The organism is Streptomyces sp. NBC_00466 (genome assembly GCF_041433995.1).
Classification (GTDB): Bacteria; Actinomycetota; Actinomycetes; order Streptomycetales; family Streptomycetaceae; genus Streptomyces.
Map to the genome: position 1 here is coordinate 2,725,987 of NZ_CP107896.1, position 23,442 is coordinate 2,749,428.

22 protein-coding genes are annotated in these 23,442 nt (G+C 70.8%); 11 read left to right on the forward strand and 11 right to left on the reverse strand.

Annotation, left to right across the window (positions count from 1 at the left end; translation table 11 throughout):
• Positions 1-30 precede the first annotated feature (30 nt).
• Positions 31-1,308, forward strand: a complete 1,278-nt coding sequence (locus OG210_RS12030) for a low specificity L-threonine aldolase (protein WP_371536258.1) — start codon at positions 31-33, stop codon at positions 1,306-1,308.
• A 305-nt stretch (positions 1,309-1,613) separates the two neighbouring features.
• Positions 1,614-2,726, forward strand: coding sequence for a DUF5937 family protein (locus tag OG210_RS12035; protein ID WP_328335553.1), 1,113 nt, complete (start codon positions 1,614-1,616; stop codon positions 2,724-2,726).
• Between the two features lie 130 nt (positions 2,727-2,856).
• Here OG210_RS12035 and OG210_RS12040 read toward each other — a convergent pair whose 3' ends face one another.
• Both OG210_RS12040 and OG210_RS12045 read right to left on the reverse strand, forming a co-directional pair.
• Complete coding sequence (locus OG210_RS12040; protein WP_328329728.1) at positions 2,857-3,534, reverse strand: response regulator transcription factor; 678 nt, start codon at positions 3,532-3,534, stop codon at positions 2,857-2,859.
• Positions 3,535-3,621: 87 nt separating this feature from the next.
• On the reverse strand, positions 3,622-4,821 hold the full coding sequence (locus OG210_RS12045) for a sensor histidine kinase (RefSeq protein WP_328329726.1): 1,200 nt from the start codon (positions 4,819-4,821) through the stop codon (positions 3,622-3,624).
• A gap of 96 nt (positions 4,822-4,917) precedes the next feature.
• Between OG210_RS12045 and OG210_RS12050 the strand changes: the two genes are divergently transcribed.
• Positions 4,918-5,877 carry an SAM-dependent methyltransferase gene (locus OG210_RS12050; protein WP_328329724.1) on the forward strand — a complete coding sequence of 320 codons (960 nt, stop codon included), beginning with the start codon at positions 4,918-4,920 and terminating at the stop codon, positions 5,875-5,877.
• Between the two features lie 69 nt (positions 5,878-5,946).
• Positions 5,947-7,089 (forward strand): NADH-quinone oxidoreductase subunit D, encoded by a 1,143-nt coding sequence (locus OG210_RS12055; RefSeq protein ID WP_328329722.1) that lies wholly within the window; start codon positions 5,947-5,949, stop codon positions 7,087-7,089.
• 146 nt (positions 7,090-7,235) lie between these two features.
• Here OG210_RS12055 and OG210_RS12060 read toward each other — a convergent pair whose 3' ends face one another.
• From OG210_RS12060 to OG210_RS12075, 4 genes are all read right to left on the reverse strand, one after another.
• Positions 7,236-8,321, reverse strand: a complete 1,086-nt coding sequence (locus OG210_RS12060) for a hypothetical protein (RefSeq protein ID WP_328329720.1) — start codon at positions 8,319-8,321, stop codon at positions 7,236-7,238.
• A 113-nt stretch (positions 8,322-8,434) separates the two neighbouring features.
• Positions 8,435-9,421 (reverse strand): ABC transporter substrate-binding protein, encoded by a 987-nt coding sequence (locus tag OG210_RS12065; RefSeq protein WP_328329718.1) that lies wholly within the window; start codon positions 9,419-9,421, stop codon positions 8,435-8,437.
• 133 nt (positions 9,422-9,554) lie between these two features.
• The gene (locus OG210_RS12070; RefSeq protein ID WP_328329716.1) at positions 9,555-10,223 is read right to left on the reverse strand and encodes an ABC transporter permease; all 669 of its coding nucleotides are present in this window, start codon (positions 10,221-10,223) and stop codon (positions 9,555-9,557) included.
• A 2-nt stretch (positions 10,224-10,225) separates the two neighbouring features.
• Positions 10,226-10,927 (reverse strand): ABC transporter permease, encoded by a 702-nt coding sequence (locus OG210_RS12075; RefSeq protein ID WP_328329714.1) that lies wholly within the window; start codon positions 10,925-10,927, stop codon positions 10,226-10,228.
• Positions 10,928-11,142: 215 nt separating this feature from the next.
• On the opposite strand from OG210_RS12075, the gene OG210_RS12080 reads away from it, so the two are divergent.
• Positions 11,143-12,288 carry an ATP-binding cassette domain-containing protein gene (locus tag OG210_RS12080; RefSeq protein ID WP_328329712.1) on the forward strand — a complete coding sequence of 382 codons (1,146 nt, stop codon included), beginning with the start codon at positions 11,143-11,145 and terminating at the stop codon, positions 12,286-12,288.
• On the opposite strand, the gene OG210_RS12085 is transcribed toward OG210_RS12080, so the two are convergent.
• Positions 12,275-13,387 (reverse strand): alpha/beta hydrolase-fold protein, encoded by a 1,113-nt coding sequence (locus OG210_RS12085; RefSeq protein WP_328329710.1) that lies wholly within the window; start codon positions 13,385-13,387, stop codon positions 12,275-12,277. The genes OG210_RS12080 and OG210_RS12085 overlap by 14 nt on opposite strands.
• Before the next feature lie 150 nt (positions 13,388-13,537).
• Here OG210_RS12085 and OG210_RS12090 point away from each other — a divergent pair, with 150 nt between their 5' ends.
• The 6 genes from OG210_RS12090 (at position 13,538) to OG210_RS12115 (ending at position 18,575) form a co-directional block, all read left to right on the forward strand.
• Positions 13,538-15,370 (forward strand): phosphatidylglycerol lysyltransferase domain-containing protein, encoded by a 1,833-nt coding sequence (locus OG210_RS12090; RefSeq protein WP_328329708.1) that lies wholly within the window; start codon positions 13,538-13,540, stop codon positions 15,368-15,370.
• A 137-nt stretch (positions 15,371-15,507) separates the two neighbouring features.
• The gene (gene folP, locus OG210_RS12095) at positions 15,508-16,368 is read left to right on the forward strand and encodes a dihydropteroate synthase (protein WP_328329706.1); all 861 of its coding nucleotides are present in this window, start codon (positions 15,508-15,510) and stop codon (positions 16,366-16,368) included.
• Positions 16,365-16,835, forward strand: a complete 471-nt coding sequence (locus tag OG210_RS12100) for a nuclear transport factor 2 family protein (protein ID WP_328329704.1) — start codon at positions 16,365-16,367, stop codon at positions 16,833-16,835. Before folP ends, OG210_RS12100 begins: the two co-directional genes overlap by 4 nt.
• A 189-nt stretch (positions 16,836-17,024) precedes the next feature.
• On the forward strand, positions 17,025-17,384 hold the full coding sequence (gene folB / locus OG210_RS12105; protein WP_328318893.1) for a dihydroneopterin aldolase: 360 nt from the start codon (positions 17,025-17,027) through the stop codon (positions 17,382-17,384).
• Entirely contained in the window at positions 17,381-17,992 is a 612-nt protein-coding gene (gene folK, locus OG210_RS12110; protein ID WP_328329703.1) for a 2-amino-4-hydroxy-6-hydroxymethyldihydropteridine diphosphokinase, read from the forward strand. Before folB ends, folK begins: the two co-directional genes overlap by 4 nt.
• 100 nt (positions 17,993-18,092) lie before the next feature.
• The gene (locus tag OG210_RS12115; RefSeq protein WP_328329701.1) at positions 18,093-18,575 is read left to right on the forward strand and encodes a DUF3180 domain-containing protein; all 483 of its coding nucleotides are present in this window, start codon (positions 18,093-18,095) and stop codon (positions 18,573-18,575) included.
• Between the two features lie 39 nt (positions 18,576-18,614).
• On the opposite strand, the gene folE is transcribed toward OG210_RS12115, so the two are convergent.
• The 4 genes from folE to tilS form a co-directional block, all read right to left on the reverse strand.
• Positions 18,615-19,220 carry a GTP cyclohydrolase I FolE gene (folE, locus tag OG210_RS12120; RefSeq protein ID WP_328329698.1) on the reverse strand — a complete coding sequence of 202 codons (606 nt, stop codon included), beginning with the start codon at positions 19,218-19,220 and terminating at the stop codon, positions 18,615-18,617.
• 98 nt (positions 19,221-19,318) lie between these two features.
• A complete protein-coding gene (gene ftsH, locus OG210_RS12125) occupies positions 19,319-21,361 on the reverse strand; it encodes an ATP-dependent zinc metalloprotease FtsH (RefSeq protein WP_328329696.1) in 2,043 nt (680 codons plus the stop codon).
• Between the two features lie 218 nt (positions 21,362-21,579).
• A complete protein-coding gene (gene hpt / locus OG210_RS12130; protein WP_250305594.1) occupies positions 21,580-22,119 on the reverse strand; it encodes a hypoxanthine phosphoribosyltransferase in 540 nt (179 codons plus the stop codon).
• 64 nt (positions 22,120-22,183) lie between these two features.
• Positions 22,184-23,281, reverse strand: coding sequence for a tRNA lysidine(34) synthetase TilS (tilS, locus tag OG210_RS12135; protein ID WP_328329694.1), 1,098 nt, complete (start codon positions 23,279-23,281; stop codon positions 22,184-22,186).
• Between the last annotated feature and the right edge of the window lie 161 nt (positions 23,282-23,442).

The following is a 23,442-nucleotide window of genomic DNA, read 5'->3' on the forward strand; positions in this document are numbered from 1 at the left end:
TGTCCACAGGCCGCGGACGAGGATCGGTCCATGACGAACGAGGCGGACACCACCGGGACCGACGGCTCCGGACAGCACGGCGGGACCGGGCACGACAGCGGAAAGGAGCAGGCCGGCAGGGGCGGGCAGGCCCAGCAGTCCGAACGGATCGAGCAGGCCGGGCAGGCCAAGCAGCCCCAGCAGGACGCGGCGCAGCGCAGGATCGCCGCGATGCGTGGCGCGAAGCGGGTGCTGTCGAGGCCGCACGCGGCCGTCACCCTGGGCGACCAGCTGACCGCACTGGCGGCGGACGCGGGCACGGTGTACGACCTGGACGAGCCGGTGGACATATACGGCGGCGGGGTCGTCGCCGAGCTGGAGCGCCGGGTGGCCGGGCTGCTCGGTTTCCCGGCCGCCGCCTTCTTCCCCACCGGCACGATGGCGCAGCAGGTCGCGCTGCGGTGCTGGGCGGGACGTACCGGTGATCCGGTGGTCGCGCTCCATCCGATGGCCCACCCCGAACTGCACGAGCGGGGCGCTTTCGGAGCCGTGAGCGGGCTGCGTACCGTCCACCCGACGTCCGCGCCCCGGCTCCCCACGGCCGCGGAGGTACGCGACTTCGAGGAGCCCTTCGGCACCCTGATGCTGGAACTCCCCCTGCGCGACGCCGGTTTCGTACTCCCGGCCTGGGACGAACTGGTGGCCGTCGTCGCGGCCGCCAGGGAACGTGATGCGGTGGTGCATATCGACGGCGCGCGGCTCTGGGAGTGCGCCCCGCACTTCGGCCGCGGCCTGGAGGAGATCGCGGGGCTCGCGGACAGTGTGTACGTCTCCCTCTACAAGTCCCTCGACGGCCTCTCGGGCGCCGTGCTCGCGGGACCGGCTTCACTGATCGACCAGGCCAGGACCTGGCGCCACCGGTACGGGGGCACGCTCTTCCAGCAGTACCCGGCCGCGCTGTCGGGCCTGCTGGGCCTGGAGCGGGAGCTGCCCCGGCTGGCCTCGTACGTCGCGCACGCGAAGGTCGTCGCCGCGGGGCTCACGGACGGGTTCCGGGCGGCGGGTGTGCCCTGGTTCCGGGTCAACCCCGAGGTGCCGCACACCCACCAGTTCCAGGTGTGGCTGCCGTACGAGGCGGATGTGCTGTCGGAGGCGGCGGTCGCGCAGGCGGAGGAGACGGGGGTGGCGCTGTTCCACCAGTTCTATCCGGCGCCGGGCGGGGTGCCGGGGGTGTCGCTGACCGAGGTGACGGTGGCGGCGCCGGGGCTGTCGTGGAGCGCGGCGGATGTGACGGGGGCGGTTGAGGAGTTCGTACGCCGGGTGAGGTGACGCAGGGGGGCGCGAAGGGCGGACCACCACTTCCGGGGCCGCTCCTTCCGTCTCCGTCCCGCGTCCGGCCGCCCCGTGCGCAGATGGTCACGGATCTCGCCGATGGCCTCCCAGTCGTGCCGGCCCGGCAAGGGTGGCGCCGTCTCTCCCCGCTGGGCCGCACGGTAGGCGTCGAGCATGTGCTGCTGGTTCGCGTTCATGGCCCCACCCTGGGCACCCGCAGGGGCCCCGGGCTCTCCGTTTGACGAGCGCAGTCAATCGACGGCCGGACGGTCAGTGGGGGCAGGCACCATGGGTCCATGAGCGTGGACATCGACATCACGGGGCTGCCGCCCGGGGGGATCACTTTCGAGCTGTCCCCCCTGGCGGAGCTCGGCAATGCCCTGCATGTGCTGTCAGAACCGGGACACCATCCGGGTCTGCACGGCTGGGCCACGGCGACGGCCGCCGCGCTGGAGCCGGACCTCGCCGACCGGCTGCACCAAGCGGACTTCCTGTGGCGCTCCACGTTCTCGGACATCTTCATGCCGTTCGCGGGCGCCCGGCACGGCGGCGGCAGGCCCGGGGCGACCCTCGCCGAGGACCTGGATCTGCTCGACCTGCTGTCCGACGACGAATTCGTCACGGTCGCGCTGGAGTTCACCTGCTCCGTCAGGTACGACCTCGGCGGCCCCTCGCCGCTCACGGACGCGGGGGTCCGCAACCGCGCACTGGATCTCGCGGCGGCCCGCGGGCCCCGGCAGCTCGACTTCACCGGGCACCTGCTGAACGACCCGGTCACCGTGCGGGCCTGGATCCGGCGGCTCTTCGAGGACTGCGAGCAGGCGTTCTTCGGCGACACCTGGCGCCGCATACGGATCCAGCTGGCCGCCGACGCCCGGCACAAGACCGAGATGCTGCGGCACAAGGGCCTGGCCGACGCGATGACCGCGGTCTCCGCCGCCCTGTCACTGGACAGCACGGGGACCAGGATCAGCGTCGACAAGCTCGCGGAGGGCCGTTCGGCCGCGGTGGGCGCACCCGCCGGGGACGGGCTCACCTTCATACCGACCAGTTTCGGCTGGCCCCATCTGCTGGTGCTGCACCGCCCGGACTGGCGTCCGGCGATCCAGTACCCGGTCGCCGCACCCGAGTTGCCGTCCCCCGCGTCGGTCGAGCTGCTGAAGCTGCGGCTGGAGGCGCTGGCCCACCCGATGCGGATGCGGATGTGCCGGGGGCTCGCCCGCTCCCCGCGCACCACGGGCGAACTGGCCGACACACACGGCATATCCGCGCCGGAGATCTCCCGCCATCTGGCGGTCCTGAAGCGGGCCGGCCTGATCACCACCAAGCGGCGCGGGCGGTACGTCCTGCACCAGCTGGACCTCACCGTGGTGGCCAGGCTCGGCAGCGACTTCCTGGAGGGGGTGCTGCGCTGACAACCGGCTTCCCGGCGGTGGACAGCTGAACCCGCCCGTGTCAGTGCTCCTCCGTGTCAGCGCGCGCGTCTCGGTGCTCCCGGTCTCAGCGCGCCCCGCCTCAGCGCTCCTCCGTCTCAGCGCGCCCGGCTCAGCGCGCCCCGGAGCCCCCGGCACGGACCAGACCCGTCTCGTACGCCATCACGACCACCTGTACCCGGTCCCGCAGTTCCAGCTTGGTGAGGATGCGGCCCACATGCGTCTTCACCGTGGCTTCCGACAGCACCAGCCGCGCCGCGATCTCGCCGTTCGACAGTCCCTGCGCGACCAGCAGCATCACCTCGCGCTCCCGGTCCGTGAGCCGCGCGATCTCCTTGTGCTGCGGATCCGCGACCGTGCTCGGCAGCATCGGTGAGAACCGGTCGAGCAGCCGCCGCGTGGTCGACGGCGCGACCACCGCGTCACCGCTGTGCACGGACCGGATCGCCGCGAGCAGCTCGGCCGGGGGCACGTCCTTGAGCATGAATCCGCTGGCGCCCGCCTTCAGCCCGGAGAAGGCGTACTCGTCCAGGTCGAAGGTGGTCAGGATCAGCACCTTCGGCGCATCCGGCTGCGCACAGATCTGCCGGGTCGCCTCGACACCGTCCAGCTTCGGCATCCGGACGTCCATCAGCACCACGTCGACCGCCGTCGACTTGAGAACGCTGATCGCCTCCGCGCCGTCGCCCGCTTCCGCGACGACCTCCATGTCCGGCTGGGCGGCAAGCACCATCCGGAAGCCGGTGCGCAGCAGCACCTGGTCGTCGACGAGCATCACGCGGATCGCCATCTCGCAGGAATCCCTTCAATACAGCTGGTGGGCGGGCAATACAGCTAGCAATAGCGCTGGCAATGCAGCTAGTGGCGGGCAATACAGCTAATGGCCGGGCTTGAGCGGCAGCAGCGCGCTGATCCGGAAGCCGCCGCCCGGCCGCGGGCCCGCGTCCAGCGTGCCCCCGACCATGCCGATGCGCTCCCGCATACCGATCAGACCGTGCCCCTGACCGTCCGCTCCACCGTCCACGTACATCTCGTGCGCCGCGCCCCGGCCGTCGTCCTCGACCAGCAGGCCGAGCCCGTCGTCGAAGTAGACGAGACGCACACTGGCGCCCACGTCCGGTCCGCCGTGCTTGCGGGTGTTGGTGAGCGCTTCCTGCACAATGCGGTAAGCGGTCAGCTCCACGCCACTGGGCAGCGGCCTCGGCGTCCCCTCGATACGGAAGTCCACCGTCAGCCCGGCGACCCTGACCTGCTCGACCAGGTCCTCGATCTGCTGCACATCCGGCTGCGGGACGTACTCACCGCTCTCCGGCGCGTCACCGGTCCGCAGCACCCCCAGCAGTCTGCGCATCTCGGCGAGCGCCTGGCGGCCGGTGGACGAGATCGTCTCCAGCGCCTGTTTGGCCTGGTCGGGCGAGGCGTCCAGGACATAGGCGGCGCCGTCGGCCTGGACCACCATCACCGAGACGTTGTGCGCGACGACATCGTGCAGCTCGCGGGCGATCCGGGCCCGCTCACCTGCGACCGCCACCTTCGACTGCGCCTCGCGCTCCCGCTCCAGACGGGCGGCCCGCTCCTCCAGCTGCGCGAAGTAGGCGCGCCGGGTCCGCACCGAGTCGCCCATCACCCAGGCCAGGACGAACGGAACCGTCGCCACGACCGTGAAGACCGCCTGCTGCACCCAGCTGGTGACCGCCGCCTCCTGCCAGCGCAGCTGCGCGAGCGTCCCCGCGCACAGGCCGCCGATCAGACCGAGCCGGGAGGCCCAGCGCTCCCCGTCGGCGGCGACGGTGTAGATCAGCACCAGCATGGCCAGGTCGGCGGGCCCCGTTCGGACGTCGAAGACCAGCTGCGCCACCCCCAGCACCGTCACGAGCAGCAGCATCTTCTCGGGCGCCCGGCGGCGCAGGGCGACGGCCGTGCAGAGGCCCAGGAAGACCGGGACGGCCTTGAAGCCCCACCCGTGCTGCGTCCGGGACATCTCCCACTGCATCGCGGAGAGCCCGAGGAGGAGGACGGCCCAGAAGCCGTCGACCAGAGTCGGGTGTCTGCGGATGAAGGCGTAGAGACGCTGCACGTAACCCAGCGTAGGTATGCCGGACAGGTGCAAGGGTCAACCGGAGGACCGATCCGGTCGCCCGGGGAGTACTCCCCAAGGTGGAGACTTGACGCCGTGACTGATGAGTGGCGCGGGTGGCGTGAGGCGGCGGAGGCCGCGCTGTACGGGGCGAACGGCTTCTATCTGCGGCCGGAGAGCGGCCCCGCGGCCCACTTCCGCACCTCGGTGCACGCCTCCCCCCTGTTCGCGTCGGCCGTCGCCCGGCTGCTGACGGGGCTGGGCATCGCGGAACCGGCCCTGGTCGACATGGGCGCGGGCCGCGGTGAGCTGGTGACGGGGGTCCTGGCCGCGCTGCCGGCCGGCTTCCCGGTACGGGCGTACGCCGTCGAGCGCGCGCCCCGTCCGGCCGGGCTCGACGAGCGCGTCGTCTGGTGCGCCGAGCCGCCGCCCGGGGTGCGCGGGCTGCTCTTCGCGAACGAGTGGCTGGACAATGTGCCGGTCGACGTCGCGGAGGTGGACCCGGCCGGGACACCGCGCTATGTGCAGGTCAGGACAGAGGACGGCGCCGAGCGGCTGGGCGAGCCGGTGACCGGGGCCGACGCGGAGTGGCTGGACCGCTGGTGGCCGCCGGACGGGCCGGGCGCGCGCGCCGAGATCGGCCGCCCGCGCGACGAGGCATGGGCGGCGGCGGCCGGAACGCTGGAGGCGGGTCTCGCGGTGGCCGTCGACTACGCACACACGCGCACGGCCCGCCCGCCCTTCGGCACGCTCACCGGCTACCGGGAGGGCCGCGAGGTGCGGCCGGTACCGGACGGGAGCTGCGACCTCACCGCCCATGTGGCGCTGGACGCGTGCGCGCTGCCGGGTGCGGAGCTGCGGACCCAGCGGGAGGCCCTGCGCGCCCTGGGGGTCAGCGGTGAACGCCCGCCCCTGGCGCTGGCGTCGACGGACCCCGCGGCGTACGTCAGACGCCTGGCGACGGCGGGCGAGGCCGCGGAACTGGTGGCGCTGGGCGGGCTGGGGGACTTCGGGTGGCTGACCCAGCGGGTGGGCGAGGGGGCCGGGGCCGGGTAGGGGCGCGGGCAGCCGGCTGCGTGCGGGCCCCGGTGAGGCCGCAGCCGCCTGCCGGGGATACTGGCCCGTATGACGGAGACGACGGTCGGCATCGGCGGCGCCGCGGAGAGCACCGACATGGTGCTCAACATCGGCCCCCAGCACCCTTCCACCCACGGAGTGCTCCGCCTCCGCCTGATCCTGGACGGCGAACGCATCCAGCAGGCCGAGCCGGTCATCGGCTATATGCACCGGGGCGCCGAGAAGCTCTTCGAGGCCCGCGACTACCGCCAGATCATCATGCTCGCCAACCGCCACGACTGGCTCTCCGCCTTCTCCAACGAGCTGGGCGTCGTGATGGCCGTCGAGCGGATGCTCGGCATGGAGGTCCCCGAGCGCGCGGTCTGGACCCGTACGCTCCTCGCCGAGCTGAACCGGGTGCTCAACCATCTGATGTTCCTCGGCTCGTACCCCCTCGAACTGGGCGGCATCACCCCGGTGTTCCACGCCTTCCGGGAGCGCGAGGTGATCCAGGCGGTCATGGAGGAGGTCTCCGGCGGCCGGATGCACTACATGTTCAACCGGGTCGGCGGCCTCAAGGAGGACCTTCCGGCGGGCTGGCTCGGCCGGGCGCGGGACGCCATCGCCGATGTGCGCTCACGCATGGACGTGTACGACGACCTCGTGCTCGGCAACGAGATCTTCCGGGGCCGCACCCGGGGCGTGGGGGTGCTCTCCGCCGCCGCCGTGCACGCGTACGGGGTGAGCGGCCCGATCGCCCGCGCCTCGGGTGTCGACTTCGACCTGCGCCGCGACGAGCCGTATCTCGCGTACGGCGGTCTCCAGGACACCCTGGAGGTCGTCACCCGCGAGGAGGGCGACTGCCTGGCGCGCTTCGAGGTGCTGCTGGGCCAGACGCACAACGCGCTGGACCTGGCCGACGCCTGTCTTGACCGGCTGGCCGCGCTGGCGCCCGGGCCGGTCAACCAGCGGCTCCCGAAGGTGCTGAAGGCCCCGGAGGGCGAGACGTACGCCTGGACCGAGAACCCGCTCGGCATCAACGGCTACTACCTGGTGTCCAAGGGCGAGAAGACCCCGTACCGGCTCAAGCTCCGCTCGGCGTCGTTCAACAACATCCAGGCGCTGACCGAGCTGCTGCCCGGCACCCTGGTCGCCGACATGGTGGCGATCCTGGGCTCGCTCTTCTTCGTGGTCGGCGACATCGACAAGTAGATCGACACGTAGCAAGCGACAAGTAGCAAGCGGGCGGTGCGCCGCCGGGCCCGGACGCGGAGCGGCCCGGACCCCCGCCAGGGGTCCGGGCCGCAGACGACCGGTCAGCCGCAGACGACCGGTCAGCCGCTACGACTGGCCGGCCGCTACGAGATCGCGGTGCGCAGCACACCCACGTCGATCTGCTCCGTCTCGTCGTGCTCGGTCAGGTCGATGACCTGGCCGACCCCGCGGTCGGTGCCCAGGCTGTCGTCCGTGCTGTCGTCCGCGCTGTCCTCCGGGCCCAAGCCGGCTGCGGAGACCGCCGCCTCGGCGCGGTGCGCCGCGATGGCCTCCGCACCCACCACGTCCGCCAGGTCCTCGTTCTGCACCGAGGCCAGCTGCGCGGGCTCCAGGGCCGCTGCGGACGTCTTCTCCTTCTGCGTGTTCTGCATTCCGAAGAAGTCGAAGCCGCCCACGGGCCGGGGCACGCGGCCCTGCTGGGTGTACGGGGCGATGGCGGTCGCCGGAACGCGACGCGGAGCAGGGAGAGCCGACGGCGGGCGCGTGTGCTCGGCGGCGGCCGCCGCAGACTTCCCCTCCGGCTCGGCCGCCTCCCGCTGTTCGCGCTGCTGCCGCTGCTCGCTGTGCTCGCGCTGCTGGTTGTGATCGCGCTGCTCGCGCTGTGCCGCCGCGTTACGGCTCAGCGCGCCGAGTGCCTGGGCGGCCTTCGCGTACGCGGCCGGAGTGGGAGTGGAGCGGGCGGCCGGCAGCGCGGCCCGGGCCGCGGGGGGCGCCGCGGCCTCGATCGCCAGGAGCCTGCGGCCCTCCAGCGCACCGGCCCGCGCGGTCTCGGCGGTCGCGTACCGGCGCAGCAGCGCGGCGTGCTCCCCGCGCAGCCCGGCCAGTTCGGCCCGCTTGGCCCGCAGCTTCGTCTCCAGCTTGACGCGCAGGGCGCGCGACTCCTCCAGATCGCCTTCCAGTTCGGCGGTGCGCTCCTCGGCCCGCCACTCCTCGGCGGCCCGTGACCGGGTCAGTTCGGCGACTCTGCGACCGGCCACCCGGTCCCAGCTGCGCATCAGGACCGCACCGGCCACCGCGGCGGCCGCCGCGGCCGCGGCCAGGCAGCGGAGCACCAGGGGATCCGCGAACAGCCAGGCACCGGCGGCGAAGAGGAGCGAAGCACCGGCGACGGCCGAAGGCTGGAGAAGCCGGTGCAGGGGTGGGGAATGGCGGTGGCGTCCACGTGGCATGGCTCGAAATTTACCGTGCGTGTGAGCCGAATGGATGACCGCACCGGGATTTGTTCCCCAGCGGTTACCTCGAACGGTTACCCCGGTGCGCCCCGCCATTCCCCGGGAACCGGCTAGTTGATCAAGCTCTTCGACTTCAGATAGTCCTTCGCGACATCGTCGGGCTTCGCACGCTCGGAGTCGACCTTGCGGTTCAGCTGGACCAGATCGGCGGTCGTCAGCGCCGAGGTGAGCTTGGCGAGAGCGGCCGCGATGTCCGGGCTGCCCGCGTCCTTGGCATTCACGACCGGCAGGACATTGTCCGCGTTCTGGAGCTTCTTGTCGTCCTGGAGCAGGACAAGCCCGTAGGTGTCCAGCGTCGCGTCCGTCGTGGTGGTCAGCACCAGTTGGTCGGTGCCGTCCTTGACCGCCTGCTTGGACTGCGGGGTGCCGACGCCCTTGGGGTCGATGCCGGTGACATCAATGCCGTACTTCGACTTCAGGCCCGGTGCGCAGAACGGCCGTACCGTGCATTCGTCACCCGCGGCGATCTTGACCTTCGCCTTCGACTTCCCCAGATCCGAAAGGGTCTTGAGCTTGTTCTTGGCGGCGAATTCCTTGGTCACGGCGAAGGCGTTCTGATCGACCGCCGCACCTGCCGGAAGCACCTTCAGCCCGCGCGGGCCCGCCAGCTTCTTCAGGGCTGCCACGGTCGACGCGACATCACCGGAGGCGACGGGCTTCTTCTCGGCCTGCTTGGCACCGTTCGCCTTGGCGTTGAGGAATTCGGCGAGGGTGGCCGCGTATTCCGGTACGACGTCGATCTGGCCCTTCTCCAGCGAGGGTTCGTACAGTTCGCGGTTGTTCACCGAGGTGACCGAGGTCTTGTATCCGGCGTTGGCCAGCACCTGGCTGTACAGCGCGGCAAGCACCTTCGACTCGGTGAAGCCGGCCGCGCCGATGACGAGCGAGCCCTTCTTGCCCGAACCGGCCGCGGCACCCGACCCGCCGCCGTCCTTGCTCTTCTCCAGGCTGTCGCCACCGCCGCCGCACGCCGCGAGGGAGCCCGTCAGAGCCACCACGCCGAGCACCGCGCCCGCTATTCGCGAGGTCTTGATCATGAGATCCACTCCAAGTGACAGGTGATTGAAGAACGTTCGAGAGATTCACAGAGAAAGCAGAAGCGGCAGAGAGGGGCAGCACGGTGCGCGGCCGTGTCTGCCGGTGCCCGGTGCGGCCGGTGGCCGGCCACCCTCAGGCCGCCCTGCGCCGCGGGTCGAGCAGCCGGTCCGCCACCACCAGCACGCCCTCGACGACGAGGGCCAGCGCGGCGACGAGCAGCGCGCCCGCCACCACCTGCGCGGTGTCGTACGTGTTGAACCCGGCGGTGATGATCCGGCCGAGACCCCCGCCGCCGGTCATCGCGGCCAGTGTCGCCGTGGCGATCACCTGGACCGCGGCCGACCTGAGCCCGGTCATGATCAGTGGATAGGCGAGCGGAAGCTCGACCCGCAGGAACAGCTGGCGCCCCGACATCCCCATCCCCCGGGCCGCCTCCACCACCGACCGGTCCACCTCGCGCATCCCGGTGTACGCGTTGGTCAGCAGCGGCGGCACCGCGAACAGCACCAGGGCAATCACGGTCGGCAGATCGCCGTGCGAGCGCAACGGGGTCAGCAGCAGCAGCGCGAGCACCGCGAACGTCGGTATCGCGCGCCCCGCGTTGGAGATGTTCACGGCCAGTGCGCCGCCCCGGCCGATGTGCCCCAGCCGGAGCGCGACCGGCAGCGCGATGAGGCACGCCAGCGCGAACGCGATCCCGCTGACCGTCAGATGCTCGGCGAGCCGGTGCTCCGCACCGCTCTCCCCCGACCAGTTGGACCCCGTCGTCAGCCAGGTCCAGGCATCGGTCAACTCGCCCATGATCAGCCCGCCTCAGCCGTACGGACCGCTCGCGGCGTCCGTATTCGGGTCCAGGGCGTGAGCAGCCGCTGCACGCCGAGCAGTATCAGATCGGCCAGGACGGCCAGCAGTACGCAGAGCGCGGACGCGGTCAGCACCTGCGCCTTGAACAGGGTCGGCAGCGCGTCCGAGATGAGATTGCCGAGCCCGCCCTTGCCGACGATCGAGCCGACCGTCGTCAGCGCGACCGTGGAGACCGTGGCGATCCGCACCCCGGCGAACAACGCGGGCAGCGCCAGCGGCAGTTCGACCTCCCAGAGCAGCCTGGCCGGTCCGTACCCCATCCCCCGCGCCGCCTCCCGGGCGTCCTCGGGGACCGCGGCGAGACCGGCCATGATGTTCCGTACGAGGATGGTCAGCGAGTAGAGCACCAGGCCGGTGACCACCAGGGCGGCCGACAGGCCGAACCACGGCAGCAGCAGCGAGAACATCGCGAGCGACGGCACCGTGTAGAGCACGGTCGTCAGCCCGAGCACCGGCCCCGCGAACACCCGTCCGCGGCGGGCGATGAGCGCCAGCGGCAAGGCCACCACCAGCCCGATGGCCACCGACACCGCGGTGATCCAGATGTGCTGGACGGTCGCGTCGGTCAGCTCCTGGCTGCGGGATGTGACGTAGTCCCAGCAGAGCCAGTCGTTCCTCGCCATGCAGTTCTGCCCGCTCATCGCGCCCCGCTTCCCGGCCCCCGCCGCGCTCCGGCCCCGAATGGCCCGTTGTCCGGTCCCGATGAACCGCTGTCCGGTCCCGGAGGACCCGTTGTCCGGTTCCCCATCGGTTTCCTCAACTCAGTGGCGACCCTATCCCCGGCCACTGACAATGCCGGGATCCGTCGTACTGCAGCAACATGGCCTTCACAACCGGCCCGTCACAATGGGGAATCATGATCCGATTCGAAAACGTCACCAAGCGGTACGCCGACGGCACGACCGCCGTCGACAACCTCTCCTTCGAGGTCGCCGAAGGTGAACTGGTCACGCTCGTCGGCCCGTCCGGCTGCGGGAAGACCACCACGATGAAGATGGTCAACCGGCTCATCGAGCCGACCGGCGGCCGCATATTCGTCGGCGGGGACGACATATCCGCCACCAACCCCGTCGAACTCCGCCGCCGCATCGGCTATGTGATCCAGCAGGTCGGCCTCTTCCCGCACAAGACGGTGCTGGACAACACCGCGACGGTCCCGCACCTGCTGGGCGTCAAGCGCTCCGCCGCCCGCGCCAGGGCCGCCGAACTCCTCGACCTGGTGGGTCTCGACCCGTCCGTCCACGGCGCCCGCTACCCCGAGCAGCTCTCCGGCGGCCAGCGCCAGCGGGTGGGCGTGGCACGGGCGTTGGCGGCCGACCCGCCCGTACTGCTGATGGACGAGCCGTTCGGCGCGGTCGACCCGGTCGTGCGCGAACACCTCCAGAACGAGTTCCTCGCGCTCCAGAAATCCGTCCGCAAGACGGTCCTCTTCGTCACCCACGACATCGAGGAGGCGGTACGGCTCGGCGACCGCATCGCGGTGTACGGGCAGGGCACGATCGAGCAGTTCGACGCCCCGGCCGCCGTGCTCGGCGCCCCCGCCACCCCCTACGTGGCGGACTTCGTCGGCGCCGACCGCGGCCTCAAGCGGCTCTCCGTCACCCCGGTCGAGCCCGGCGACCTGGAACAGCCCCCGGTGGTGCACCTCGACGACCCGCTGCCCGCCACGCTCCCGGGCTGGGCGGTCGTCCTGGACCGGGACGAGAATCTGCACGGCTGGATCTCCGCCGGGCAGGCCGCCGTGGCCAAGGGGACGGTGCGCGAACACGCCCGCCGCATGGAGGCCCGGCTGCCCGTCGGGGCCTCGCTCAAGCAGGCGTTCGCCACCATGCTCCAGCACGACGCCGGGTGGATCGCGGTGACCGACGAGGACGACGCCGGCCGCTTCCTGGGCGTGCTGACCCCGGCCCGGCTGCACGAGGCGCTGCGCCGCTCCACCGCGGCCGACGCCCGGGACATCCCGCGCGACGAAGTGGAGCTGGAGACCGTCAGCGGCCGGTGAGCCGCTGGCTCAGCCACACCATGCCTGCGGGGATCTCGCGGCGCCAGGTGTTGAAGTTGTGCCCACCGCTGGTCAGGGTGATCGACGACAGCCGGGTGGGCGGCTTCACCTTGCCCATGAACCGCATCGTGCTGCGGTAGTTCCCCTCACCCTTCTTGCTGGTGGTCACCAGGAGCGAGGTGGGCGGGGCGGGCCGGTGCTCCAGGCTCCACGTCAGATCCGCGCGGTGCCGCTCCAGACCGTTGCCCTGGAAGAGATCGCCCGTCGTCGGGTCCTCGGCCGCCCGGTAGTACGCGGAGAGGCCGGCCCCCGCCCCGTACACACCCGGGTGGTGGACCGCCAGTTTCAGCGCGCAGTATCCGCCCGTCGAGTCCCCGATGGAGCCCCAGTTCCGGGGACCGGGCCCGACGCGGTACGCGGTCCGGACGGCCCCGGGCAGGTCCTTCGCGAAGAAAGTCTCGCTCTGCGGTCCGCCCTTTATGTCCACGCACTCGGTGTCACGCGGCGGGGCGACCGTCGGCCGCAGCATCACCAGCACCATCGGCCGCATCTTCCCGGCCTTCAGCTGGTCGAACTCCGTCCTGGGGTAGTGCAGACCGCCGATCAGGTTCTCCGCGGTGCCCGGGTATCCGGTGAGCACAACAGCCGCCGGGAAAGTTCGCTTCATATACGCCGGCTGGAAATACTGCGGCGGCAGATAAACGTACGCGGGGCTGGCTATCTTCGACGTGCGGCCCTGGATCACGACCTTCTGTATCTGCCCGGCGAGCTCCGGTTTGGTGCCGCCGGGGACGTCCAGGCCCTTCCTCGACACGATCCGGACGTCATCACTGCCCGCGTTGTGATCGACGACCACCCCCGGCGTCTGCTCCTGGCCGAAGAGGTCGGCCCACGACCCGTAGAAGAGGAAGGAGTTGTTGGCCATGAGCCCGACCGTGACGAAGACCGCCACCTGGGTGGCGAGGAACAGGCCGATCCGTCCGGCCACCGCGCGGCCGCTGCGCCGCGCGAGCCGCGGCCAGAGCCAGATCGTCGCGGCGAACAGGGCGATGGCCAGCAGTGCGGCGAGCGCCAGAACCTTGTGGCTGGTGAGACCCATGGGAAGCCGAGCTTTCTGCGGAGAGATTTTCCGGGTGACGGATGAACCCGCGCCCCGTATTAGCCGTCCTAGAGGACACAAAATGTCCGGATGCTGCGCCGAATTCGGCGATCAGCGGACACAGAACCTCTTGTGGAGCCGTGGGAAGCGATGTCTGTGCCGGTAGATGGGGAAAAGTCGGTAATGGTTCCGAAGAATGTCCGACGGATCTTCCGGGGCCCCCGCCCCGAGACCGTCCCCTCCCTGGTCGGGACGGCCTGTGCGGTCGTCGGCCTGCTCGACATCGCCGGCGGGGCGTTCCCCCGGTTCCGGCACAGCCGGATGCATACGGTCGCCGAGGTGCTGCCCGGTGCGCTGGGGCCGTTCACCGCGGCTCTCGCGATCTGTGTGGGGGTGCTCCTGCTCCTGCTCGCCCATGGCCTCAAACGCCGTAAACGCAGGGCCTGGCGGGCCGCCGTGGTGCTGCTTCCCATCGGCGCCGTGGCGGAGTTCGGCTACCGGCACTCAATCGTCGGGGTGCTGATCTCGCTGGTGCTGCTGACCCTGGTCGTACGCCACCGCACCGAGTTCGAGGCGCTGCCCGACCCGCGCAGCCGGTGGAAGGCGCTCGCCAACTTCGTGCTGCTCGGCGCGGGATCCCTGGGCCTCGGCCTGGTCATCGTCAGCGTCCACCCCGGCCGGGTCGTCGGCAGCCCCAGCATCGCCGACCGCCTCCAGCACGTGCTGTTCGGTCTTTTCGGCTTCGAGGGCCCGGTCGAGTACCAGGGCAACACCTCCTGGACCGTCGCCTACTCGCTCGGCTCACTGGGGCTGCTCACCGCCGTCACCACCATCTATCTGGCCTTCCGGCCCGAACACCCGGCGGCGCGCCTCACCGACGAGGACGAGAAGCAGCTGCGGGCCCTGCTGGCGAAGCACGGCGGACGCGACTCGCTCGGCCACTTCGCGCTCCGCCGCGACAAGGGCGTCGTCTTCTCCCCCAGCGGCAAGGCGGCCGTCTGCTACCGGGTCGTCTCCGGGGTGATGCTCGCCAGTGGTGACCCCATCGGCGACGTAGAGGCATGGCCCGGCGCGATCGAACGCTTCATGGACGAGGCCAAGCTGCACTCCTGGACCCCTGCGGTGATGGGGTGCAGCGAGACCGGCGGCGAGGTCTGGACCCGTGAGACCGGCCTTGACGCGCTGGAACTCGGGGACGAGGCGGTGGTGGATGTCGTGGATTTCTCCCTCGCCGGACGGGCGATGCGCAACGTACGCCAGATGGTGAAGCGCATCGAGCGCGGTGGCTACGAGACGCGGGTCCGGCGCGTCCGTGACGTGGGCGAACCCGAGCTGGAGCGGATCAGGGCGGCCGCGGCGGCCTGGCGCGGTACGGACACCGAGCGCGGCTTCTCGATGGCGCTCGGCCGGATCGGCGACCCGGGTGACGGGGACTGCGTCATCGCCACCGCCCACAAGGCGGATGGGCCCGAGTCCCCGTTCGGCGACCTGAAGGCGATCATCCACTTCGTGCCGTGGGGCAAGGACGGCATGTCCCTCGAACTGATGCGCCGCGACCGCGCCGCCGACCCCGGCATGAACGAGCTGCTGATCGTCGCGGCCCTTGAGGCGTCCCCCGGGCTCGGCGTCGAGCGGGTCTCCCTCAACTTCGCGATGTTCCGCTCGGCGCTGGCCCGCGGCGAGAAGATCGGTGCGGGTCCGGTCCTGCGGGGCTGGCGGGGGCTGCTGGTCTTCCTCTCCCGCTGGTTCCAGATCGAGTCGCTGTACAAGTTCAACGCGAAGTTCCAGCCCCGCTGGGAGCCGCGCTTCGTGGTCTTCCGCAACACCGGCGACCTGCCGCGCATCGGCTTCGCGGCGATGCAGGCGGAGGGCTTCGTCAATCTGGGCCTGCCGTGGCCGTTCGCACGGCGCGAGCGGGTGGCGGACCGTCCGTGCACCCACCTCAAGGGCGCGAACGGCGAGAGCGGGGCACGGGCGGCGTAACGCGGCCGCGGCCACCCTTTGATCACCCACCCGGAGGCCTACGGCCCGGCCCCGGTCCCGCGGTCCGCGTCTCCGCCCGTACGGCATCCGGCGCCGAGGCCAGGCGTGAGCCGTAAAAAAGGCCCTAGGCTGGGGGTATGAGTACGTTGCACGGGCGGGGCCGGGTGGCAGGGCTGCCGGAGTGGGACCGCTGCGCGGTCATGGGGGTCGTCAATGTGACGCCCGACTCCTTCTCCGACGGTGGTCGCTGGTTCGACACCAACGCCGCCGTCAAGCACGGCCTCGACCTGGTGGCGCAGGGCGCCGACCTGGTCGACGTGGGCGGTGAGTCCACCCGCCCCGGCGCCAGCCGTGTCGACGCCGACGAAGAGCTGCGCCGGGTCGTCCCGGTCGTACGGGGGCTGGTCTCCGAGGGCGTCACCGTCTCCGTCGACACCATGCGCGCCGCCGTCGCCGAGCAGGCGGTCGAGGCCGGTGCGGTCCTGGTCAACGACGTCAGCGGCGGGCTCGCCGACCCCGCCATGGTCCCTGTGGTCGCCGCGGCCGGAGCCCCGTTCGTGGTCATGCACTGGCGCGGGTTCAGCGAGTCGATGGCCGGACGCGCGGTCTACACGGACGTGGTCGCCGAGGTCGTCGCCGAGGTGCGTGCCCGGGTGGAAGCAGCGGTCGCCGGAGGCATCGCGCCCGAGCGGATCGTCGTCGACCCCGGCCTCGGTTTCGCCAAGGACGCCGAGCACGACCTGACGCTCGTGGCCCACCTGGCGGAACTGCGCGCGCTCGGCCACCCGCTGCTGGTCGCCGCATCCCGCAAACGTTTCCTCGGCCGGGTGCTGGCCCGGGAGGGCTCCGCCCCGCCGCCCGCCCGCGAGCGGGACGCCGCCACCGCTGCGGTGTCCGCGCTCGCCGCCCACGCGGGTGCCTGGGCCGTCCGGGTCCACGAGGTACGGGCCACGGCCGACGCGGTCCGCGTGGCCCGCGCCGTCGAGGGTGCCGCATGACGGCCGCCACCGACGTGGAAGAGGTCGAGCTCGCCAACACGGCCTTCTACGAGACGATGGAGCGGGGCGACTTCGACGTCCTGTCCACGCTCTGGCTGGAGGACGAGATCTCCTGCGTGCACCCCGGCTGGCCGGTGCTCACGGGGCGCGGCGACGTACTCAGGTCGTACGCGCTGATCATGGCGAACACCGAGTACATCCAGTTCTTCCTGACCGATGTGGTGGTCAACGTCGCCGACGACACCGCCCTGGTCACCTGCACCGAGAACATCCTCAGCGGCGGTCCCGCCGAGGAGGCCGGTGAGCTGGGCCCGCTGGTCGGACAGCTCGTGGTCGCCACCAACACCTTCCGCAGGACGCCCGAGGGCTGGAAGCTCTGGTCCCACCACGGCTCGCCGGTGCTCGCCGAGACGGGCGAGGGCGAAGGCGGCGAGGGTGCGTCCGAGGGCGACGAGGCACCCGCCTGAGTGGGTTGTGCCCTCCGCAGGGTTCATCTCCCCGGTCCGGGGTAGGGGCGAATATCACCCACCCGGAACCATGGCCACAGCCCCCGTGACGGGGTGCTGTCGGTGGCCGCAGGTAGATTCGAATATGTGGGCAGCGCCGACCGCATTCGGCGCGGGCCCGCCTACCGACGAACAGCAGGAGTGATTCGCGTGGATCGTGTCGCGCTGCGCGGCCTCAAGGCCCGTGGGAACCATGGCGTCTTCCCGAAGGAACGCGCGGAGGGCCAGACCTTCATCGTGGATCTGGTGCTCGGCCTCGACACCCGCCCCGCGGCGGCCGACGACGACCTGACGAAGACCGTGCACTACGGCGTGGTCGCGGAGGAGGTCGTCGACGTGGTCCGGGGCGAACCGGTCGATCTGATCGAGACCCTGGCGGAGCGGATCGCCCAGCAGTGCCTCAAGCACGAAGGCGTCGAGGAGGTCGAGGTGGTCGTGCACAAGCCGGATGCCCCGATCACCGTCCCCTTCGACGACGTGACCATCACCATCATCCGGAGCCGAGTATGACCGTGTATCCCACCGACCCGCAGAGCGACCCGACCGTACAGCCGGTGCCGGCCTCCGTGGTCGCGCAGGTCGACGCGGCCGATGTGACGCTGTCCAATCCGAAACGGGCCGTGATCTCCCTCGGCGCCAACCTCGGCAACCGCCTGGAGACCCTGCAGGGCGCCATCGACGCCCTGGAGGACACCCCCGGTCTGCGGGTCAAGGCCGTCTCCCCGGTGTACGAGACGGAGCCCTGGGGCGTCGACCCCGGCTCGCAGCCCTCGTACTTCAACGCGGTGGTCGTCGTGAAGACGACGCTGCCCCCCGACTCGCTCCTGGAGCGCGGCCAGGCCATCGAGGAGGCCTTCGACCGGGTGCGCGACGAGCGCTGGGGCCCCCGCACCATCGACGTGGACATCCTGTCGTACGCGGATGTGGTCTCCGACGACCCGGTGCTGACGCTCCCGCACCCCCGCGCGCACCAGCGGGCCTTCGTCCTGGTGCCGTGGCACGACGTGGACCCGGCGGCCGAGGTGCCGGGCCGCGGTCCGGTCGCCGAGCTGCTGGCGGCGGTCGGCAGCGAAGGTGTGCTGCCCCGCGCCGATCTGGAACTCTGCCTGCCCGAGTAGCCGTTAGCCTCTGGGGGACCGCACCGGACGTCCGGTGCGGCAGAGGGACGGGCCCGCGGGCAGGGCAGACAAGGAACAGCAGAGTGAAGAGCAGAATCACGTGAAGCAACTACGGCTCGGGGTACTGGCCGGCCTGTTCGTCGTCGCCGGAGTGCTCTCCTGGGCGGGCGCCCGGCTCTGGAACGCGGTGGGCACCCTGCCGAGCGTGCCGCTCGCCGCGCCCATCGTGCTGGCCGCCATCGCGGTGATCCTGCTCGCCACGGCGCTCTCGCTCCGTGCCCGGCTGCGGGCCCAGCGGGAGCGCCGCCCCGGCGCGAAGGGCGTCGACCCGCTGATGGCCGCCCGCGCGGTGGTCTTCGCGCAGGCCAGTGCGCTGGTGGCATCGCTGGTCTGCGGGATGTACGGCGGCACGGGCGTCTATCTGCTCAGCCACCTCGACGACCCGGCCCGCCGGGATCAGGCGATCTACGCCGGGTTCTCGCTGGTGGCGGGGGCCGGGGTGGTCGCGGCTGCGTTCTTCCTGGAGCGGGTGTGCAAGCTCCCGGACGACGAGGACCACAACAGCCAGGGCTCAGCCGTCTGAGCCACGGCGCTGCCGCCCGTGCCAGGGCTCTGCTCCGGCTCAGCGGGCCATGATCAGGCTCATCGCCTCGGCCCGGGTCGCCGCGTCGCGCAGCTGGCCGCGGACTGCCGACGTGATCGTCTTCGCTCCCGGCTTCCGGACCCCGCGCATCGTCATGCACATGTGCTCGCACTCGATGACCACGATCACCCCGCGCGGCTCCAGTATCTCCATGAGCGACTCCGCCACCTGCGTGGTCAGCCGCTCCTGGACCTGGGGGCGCCGGGCGAAGACGTCGACGAGCCGGGCGAGCTTCGACAGACCCGTGATCTTCCCGTCGGATGACGGGATATAGCCGACGTGGGCGACCCCGGTGAACGGCACCAGGTGGTGCTCGCAGTGGCTCTGCACCTCGATGTCCTTGACCAGGACCATCTCGTCGTGGCCGAGATCGAACGTCGTCGTCAGTACGTCCTCCGGCCGCTGCCTCAGACCGGCGAAGATCTCCTTGTACGCGCGCGCCACCCGGGCCGGCGTCTCAAGCAGCCCCTCGCGGTCCGGGTCCTCCCCGACCGCGATGAGCAGTTCCCGAACGGCGTCCTCGGCCCGCTTCTCGTCGAACTCGCGGATCTGGCTCGCGCCGTCCAGCGTTATCGGGTCGGTCATCTGTTCCTCGTTCCTCAAAGAAAACGCCGCGCCCCCCAGGCTAGAACCTGGGGGACGCGGCATGCATTCCGGGGCTACCAGTACGGAAGGGCTCCGGGTCAGCTCTCCGGCCGGTCCTCGGGGACGGACTCGACGCCGCCGCCCTCCGAGGGGGTCGTGCCGTTGGCACCCGCGGTGACCGCACCGACGGCGCCGTTGGTGAGCGCCAGCTCCCTCGGGGAGAGCACCGGCGGGCGCGTCGAGGGCGTACGCCGGTTGGAGCCAGTCCACGCGGGGCGGGCCGGACGCTTCACAATGCCGGAGAAGACCTCAGCGATCTGCTCCTTGTTCAGCGTCTCCTTCTCAAGGAGCTGGAGGACCAGGTTGTCGAGAACGTCGCGGTTCTCGACCAGGATCTCCCAGGCCTCGTTGTGCGCGGTCTCGATGAGCTTCTTGACCTCTTCGTCGACCAGCGCCGCGACCTCTTCCGAGTAGTCGCGCTGATGCCCCATCTCCCGGCCGACGAACGGCTCGGTGTTGTCGCCACCGAACTTGATCGCGCCCAGGCGCTCGGTCATGCCGTACTGCGTGACCATCGCGCGAGCGGTGGCCGTGGCCTTCTCGATGTCGTTCGCCGCGCCCGTGGTCGGGTCGTGGAAAACGAGCTCCTCGGCCGCGCGCCCGCCCAGCATGTACGCCAGCTGGTCGAGCATCTCGTTGCGCGTGGTCGAGTACTTGTCCTCGTCGGGCAGGACCATCGTGTAGCCGAGAGCACGGCCCCTGGAGAGGATCGTGATCTTGTGGACCGGGTCCGAGTTGGGAGAAGCAGCCGCGACCAGGGCGTGTCCGCCCTCGTGGTACGCGGTGATCTTCTTCTCCTTGTCGGACATGATCCGGGTCCGCTTCTGCGGGCCCGCCACGACACGGTCGATCGCCTCGTCCAGCGCCTCGTTGTCCACGAGCTTCTGGTTGCCGCGCGCCGTGAGGAGCGCCGCTTCGTTCAGCACGTTGGCCAGGTCGGCACCGGTGAAGCCGGGCGTACGACGGGCGACGGCGCCCAGATCGACGTCCGGGGCGACCGGCTTGCCCTTCTGGTGAACCTTGAGGATCTCGAACCGGCCCTGCATGTCCGGACGGTCGACCGCGATCTGCCGGTCGAAACGGCCGGGACGCAGCAGCGCCGGGTCCAGGATGTCCGGCCGGTTGGTGGCGGCGATCAGGATGACCCCGCCCTTCACGTCGAAGCCGTCCATCTCGACGAGCAGCTGGTTCAGCGTCTGCTCGCGCTCGTCGTGGCCACCGCCGAGGCCCGCACCGCGGTGCCGGCCGACGGCGTCGATCTCGTCGACGAAGACGATCGCCGGGGCGTTCGCCTTGGCCTGCTCGAAGAGGTCACGCACTCGGGAGGCACCGACACCGACGAACATCTCGACGAAGTCGGAACCGGAGATCGAGTAGAACGGCACGCCCGCCTCGCCCGCGACGGCGCGCGCGAGCAGCGTCTTGCCCGTTCCGGGCGGCCCGTACAGCAGGACGCCCTTGGGGATCTTGGCGCCGACGGCCTGGAACTTCGCCGGCTCCTGCAGAAACTCCTTGATCTCATGGAGCTCTTCGACAGCCTCGTCGGACCCCGCCACATCGGAGAAGGTCGTCTTGGGGGTGTCCTTGGTGATCAGCTTGGCCTTTGACTTGCCGAACTGCATGACCTTGGAGCCGCCGCCCTGCATCTGATTCATCAGAAACAGGAAGACCACGACGATGAGTACGAAGGGCAGCAGCGAGAGCAGGATCCCGACGAAGGGGTTCTGCTTCGACGGCGAGACCGTGTAGCCCTTCGCGATGTCGCCGCTGTCGACCTTGCTCTGCAGCTTGGCGGCCAGGGCGGTGCCCTGTGCGTCGCCGATGTAGTTCGCCTGGAACTTGCCGCCCGACTCGCCGCTTAGCTTCTGGCCGTTCTTCAGCTCGATCTTGATGACGTTCTCGTCACCAGTCGTGACCTTGGCCTGCTCGACCTGGTTCTTGTCGATCGCCTGGACGACCTTCGAGGTGTCCACTGACTTGTAGCCGCCCGACGAGCCGACGACCTGCATCAACACGACCACGGCGAGGACGGCCAGCACGATCCACATGACCGGCCCACGGAAGTATCGCTTCACGTCCATCCATACGGGGCGGAACTACGCCCCGTCCCTCCTGCCCGTAGGTAAATGCTGCTGTGAGTAAAGAGTGTTCTTCGGACGGTACCCCAGCATTGCCGCCCGCGACCTCACGGGAGTGCCGACGAACCTGCCTTCCCCTGCTCCAACGCCGGGAAATAGGTGAGGGTTCCCGTTCGGCTCACGGCTGAATGCCGGGCCGCCCGGCAGAGCCGGACGGGGAGTCAGCCGCCGTACACGTGCGGAGCCAGTGTGCCGACAAAGGGGAGGTTGCGGTACTTCTCCGCGTAGTCGAGTCCGTATCCGACGACGAACTCATTCGGGATATCGAACCCGGCCCACTTCACATCGAGCGAGACCTTGGCCGCATCCGGCTTACGGAGCAGCGTGCAGACCTCCAGCGAGGCGGGCTCGCGGGATCCGAGGTTCGACAGCAGCCAGGAGAGAGTCAGACCCGAGTCGATGATGTCCTCGACGATCAGGACGTGCTTGCCCTTGATGTCGGTGTCCAGGTCCTTGAGGATCCGGACGACGCCCGACGACTGCGTGCCGGCGCCGTACGACGACACCGCCATCCAGTCCATCGTGACCGATGTGGACAGCGCACGGGCCAGGTCGGCCATCACCATCACAGCGCCCTTGAGGACACCGACGAGCAGCAGATCCTTGCCCGCGTACTCCGCGTCGATCTTCGCTGCCAGCTCCGCGAGCTTGGCGTCGATCTCTTCCTTGGTGATGAGCACCGACGCGAGGTCGGTGCCCATGTCTTTCTCGTTCACCCGGGCCACTTTCAGTTGCTTGTGCTTCGGCTTGCGGCGCAGCTCTGCGTCAGCCTTGCCGGATAACCAGTCTGCCACCCTGCCGCTGAGCCTCGACGCGGCCCGGGAGGTTGATGGCACCCTGCCCGCGCCAGCCGGTGATCAGCCGGTCGATCTCCTCGATGTGGCGGGCGAAGAGGGAGCCGGCGGGCGAGCCTGCGGCGATGGCGGAGCGGCGCAGCACCCGGCTGCGGACGGCGGGCGGCAGGGCGTAGAGCTTGGCGCACTCCAGCTGCCCGGCCTCGTCCCTGGACGCCTCCTCGGCGTTCGCGGCCCAGGCGTCCAGGGCGTCGGCGTCGTCGCGGGAGAGGCGTGCGGTGCGGGCCAGCGCCTCCACGACCCCTTTGCCGAGTGACTTCTCCAGGGCGGGCAGCCCTTCGTGGCGCAGCCGGGAGCGGGTGTACGAGGGGTCCGCGTTGTGCGGGTCGTCCCAGACCGGGAGGTGCTGGACGAGACAGGCCTTGCGGGCCGTCTGGCGGTCGAGCTGGAGGAAGGGCCTCCGGTACCGGCCGGCCGCCCCCGAGACGGCCGCCATACCGGACAGTGAGCGGATGCCGGAGCCCCGGGCGAGGCCGAGGAGGACGGTCTCCGCCTGGTCGTCCCTGGTGTGGCCGAGGAGGACGGCCGCGGCGCCGCGGCGCTCCGCCACGGCGTCGAGCGCGGCGTACCGGGCGTCCCTTGCCGCGGCCTCGGGCCCGCCGGCCCGGCCGACGGTCACGGCGACGGAGTCCACGGGGTCGAGCCCGAGAGCGGTGAGCCGGGAGACGACCTCGGCGGCTCGGGAGTCCGAGCCGTCCTGGAGGCCGTGGTCGATGGTGACGCCGCCTGCGCGGATGTCGAGTTTGCGGGCCTCGAAGGCCAGAGCCGATGCGAGCGCCATGGAGTCGGCGCCACCGGAGCAAGCGACCAGCACCAGCGGCCGGTGCTGCTCGGACGGGGTGCCTCCGGGGCGCGCGCCCGGGGAGTGCGGGGCCGCCGGGTGTCCGGCCGGGGTTCCGTCGGTGGCCGTCTGATCGTCGAGGTCGATGGCCGTCTGTTCGTTGAGTACGTCGTGGAGTACGCGGCGGACCGCCAGGCGTATCGCTGCGACCGCAGGATGGGGACCCATATCCGGTGCCCTTCGGTGGAGTTGAGGGGGGGGTGCCTCGGAGGACGGCTGCGTCACACAGAGTGCATAGATGGTGACAGAACCAGGCCGATACCCGAGCATCGCACGCCAACTCCTCGCCGACGGTCCCTCGGATGGGTGATTACCACGGCGTACTTCTG

Bases quoted from the DNA above. Each gene is read 5' to 3' on its own strand.
- OG210_RS12030 (WP_371536258.1), top strand. From the start codon at position 31: ATGACGAACGAGGCGGACACCACCGGGACCGACGGCTCCGGACAGCAC.
- OG210_RS12040 (WP_328329728.1), bottom strand. From the start codon at position 3,534: ATGGCGATCCGCGTGATGCTCGTCGACGACCAGGTGCTGCTGCGCACC.
- OG210_RS12055 (WP_328329722.1), top strand. From the start codon at position 5,947: ATGACGGAGACGACGGTCGGCATCGGCGGCGCCGCGGAGAGCACCGAC.
- OG210_RS12060 (WP_328329720.1), bottom strand. From the start codon at position 8,321: ATGCCACGTGGACGCCACCGCCATTCCCCACCCCTGCACCGGCTTCTC.
- OG210_RS12065 (WP_328329718.1), bottom strand. From the start codon at position 9,421: ATGATCAAGACCTCGCGAATAGCGGGCGCGGTGCTCGGCGTGGTGGCT.
- OG210_RS12070 (WP_328329716.1), bottom strand. From the start codon at position 10,223: ATGGGCGAGTTGACCGATGCCTGGACCTGGCTGACGACGGGGTCCAAC.
- OG210_RS12075 (WP_328329714.1), bottom strand. From the start codon at position 10,927: ATGAGCGGGCAGAACTGCATGGCGAGGAACGACTGGCTCTGCTGGGAC.
- OG210_RS12080 (WP_328329712.1), top strand. From the start codon at position 11,143: ATGATCCGATTCGAAAACGTCACCAAGCGGTACGCCGACGGCACGACC.
- OG210_RS12085 (WP_328329710.1), bottom strand. From the start codon at position 13,387: ATGGGTCTCACCAGCCACAAGGTTCTGGCGCTCGCCGCACTGCTGGCC.
- OG210_RS12090 (WP_328329708.1), top strand. From the start codon at position 13,538: ATGTCTGTGCCGGTAGATGGGGAAAAGTCGGTAATGGTTCCGAAGAAT.
- folP (WP_328329706.1), top strand. From the start codon at position 15,508: ATGAGTACGTTGCACGGGCGGGGCCGGGTGGCAGGGCTGCCGGAGTGG.
- OG210_RS12100 (WP_328329704.1), top strand. From the start codon at position 16,365: ATGACGGCCGCCACCGACGTGGAAGAGGTCGAGCTCGCCAACACGGCC.
- folK (WP_328329703.1), top strand. From the start codon at position 17,381: ATGACCGTGTATCCCACCGACCCGCAGAGCGACCCGACCGTACAGCCG.
- folE (WP_328329698.1), bottom strand. From the start codon at position 19,220: ATGACCGACCCGATAACGCTGGACGGCGCGAGCCAGATCCGCGAGTTC.
- ftsH (WP_328329696.1), bottom strand. From the start codon at position 21,361: ATGGACGTGAAGCGATACTTCCGTGGGCCGGTCATGTGGATCGTGCTG.
- hpt (WP_250305594.1), bottom strand. From the start codon at position 22,119: ATGGGCACCGACCTCGCGTCGGTGCTCATCACCAAGGAAGAGATCGAC.
- tilS (WP_328329694.1), bottom strand. From the start codon at position 23,281: ATGGGTCCCCATCCTGCGGTCGCAGCGATACGCCTGGCGGTCCGCCGC.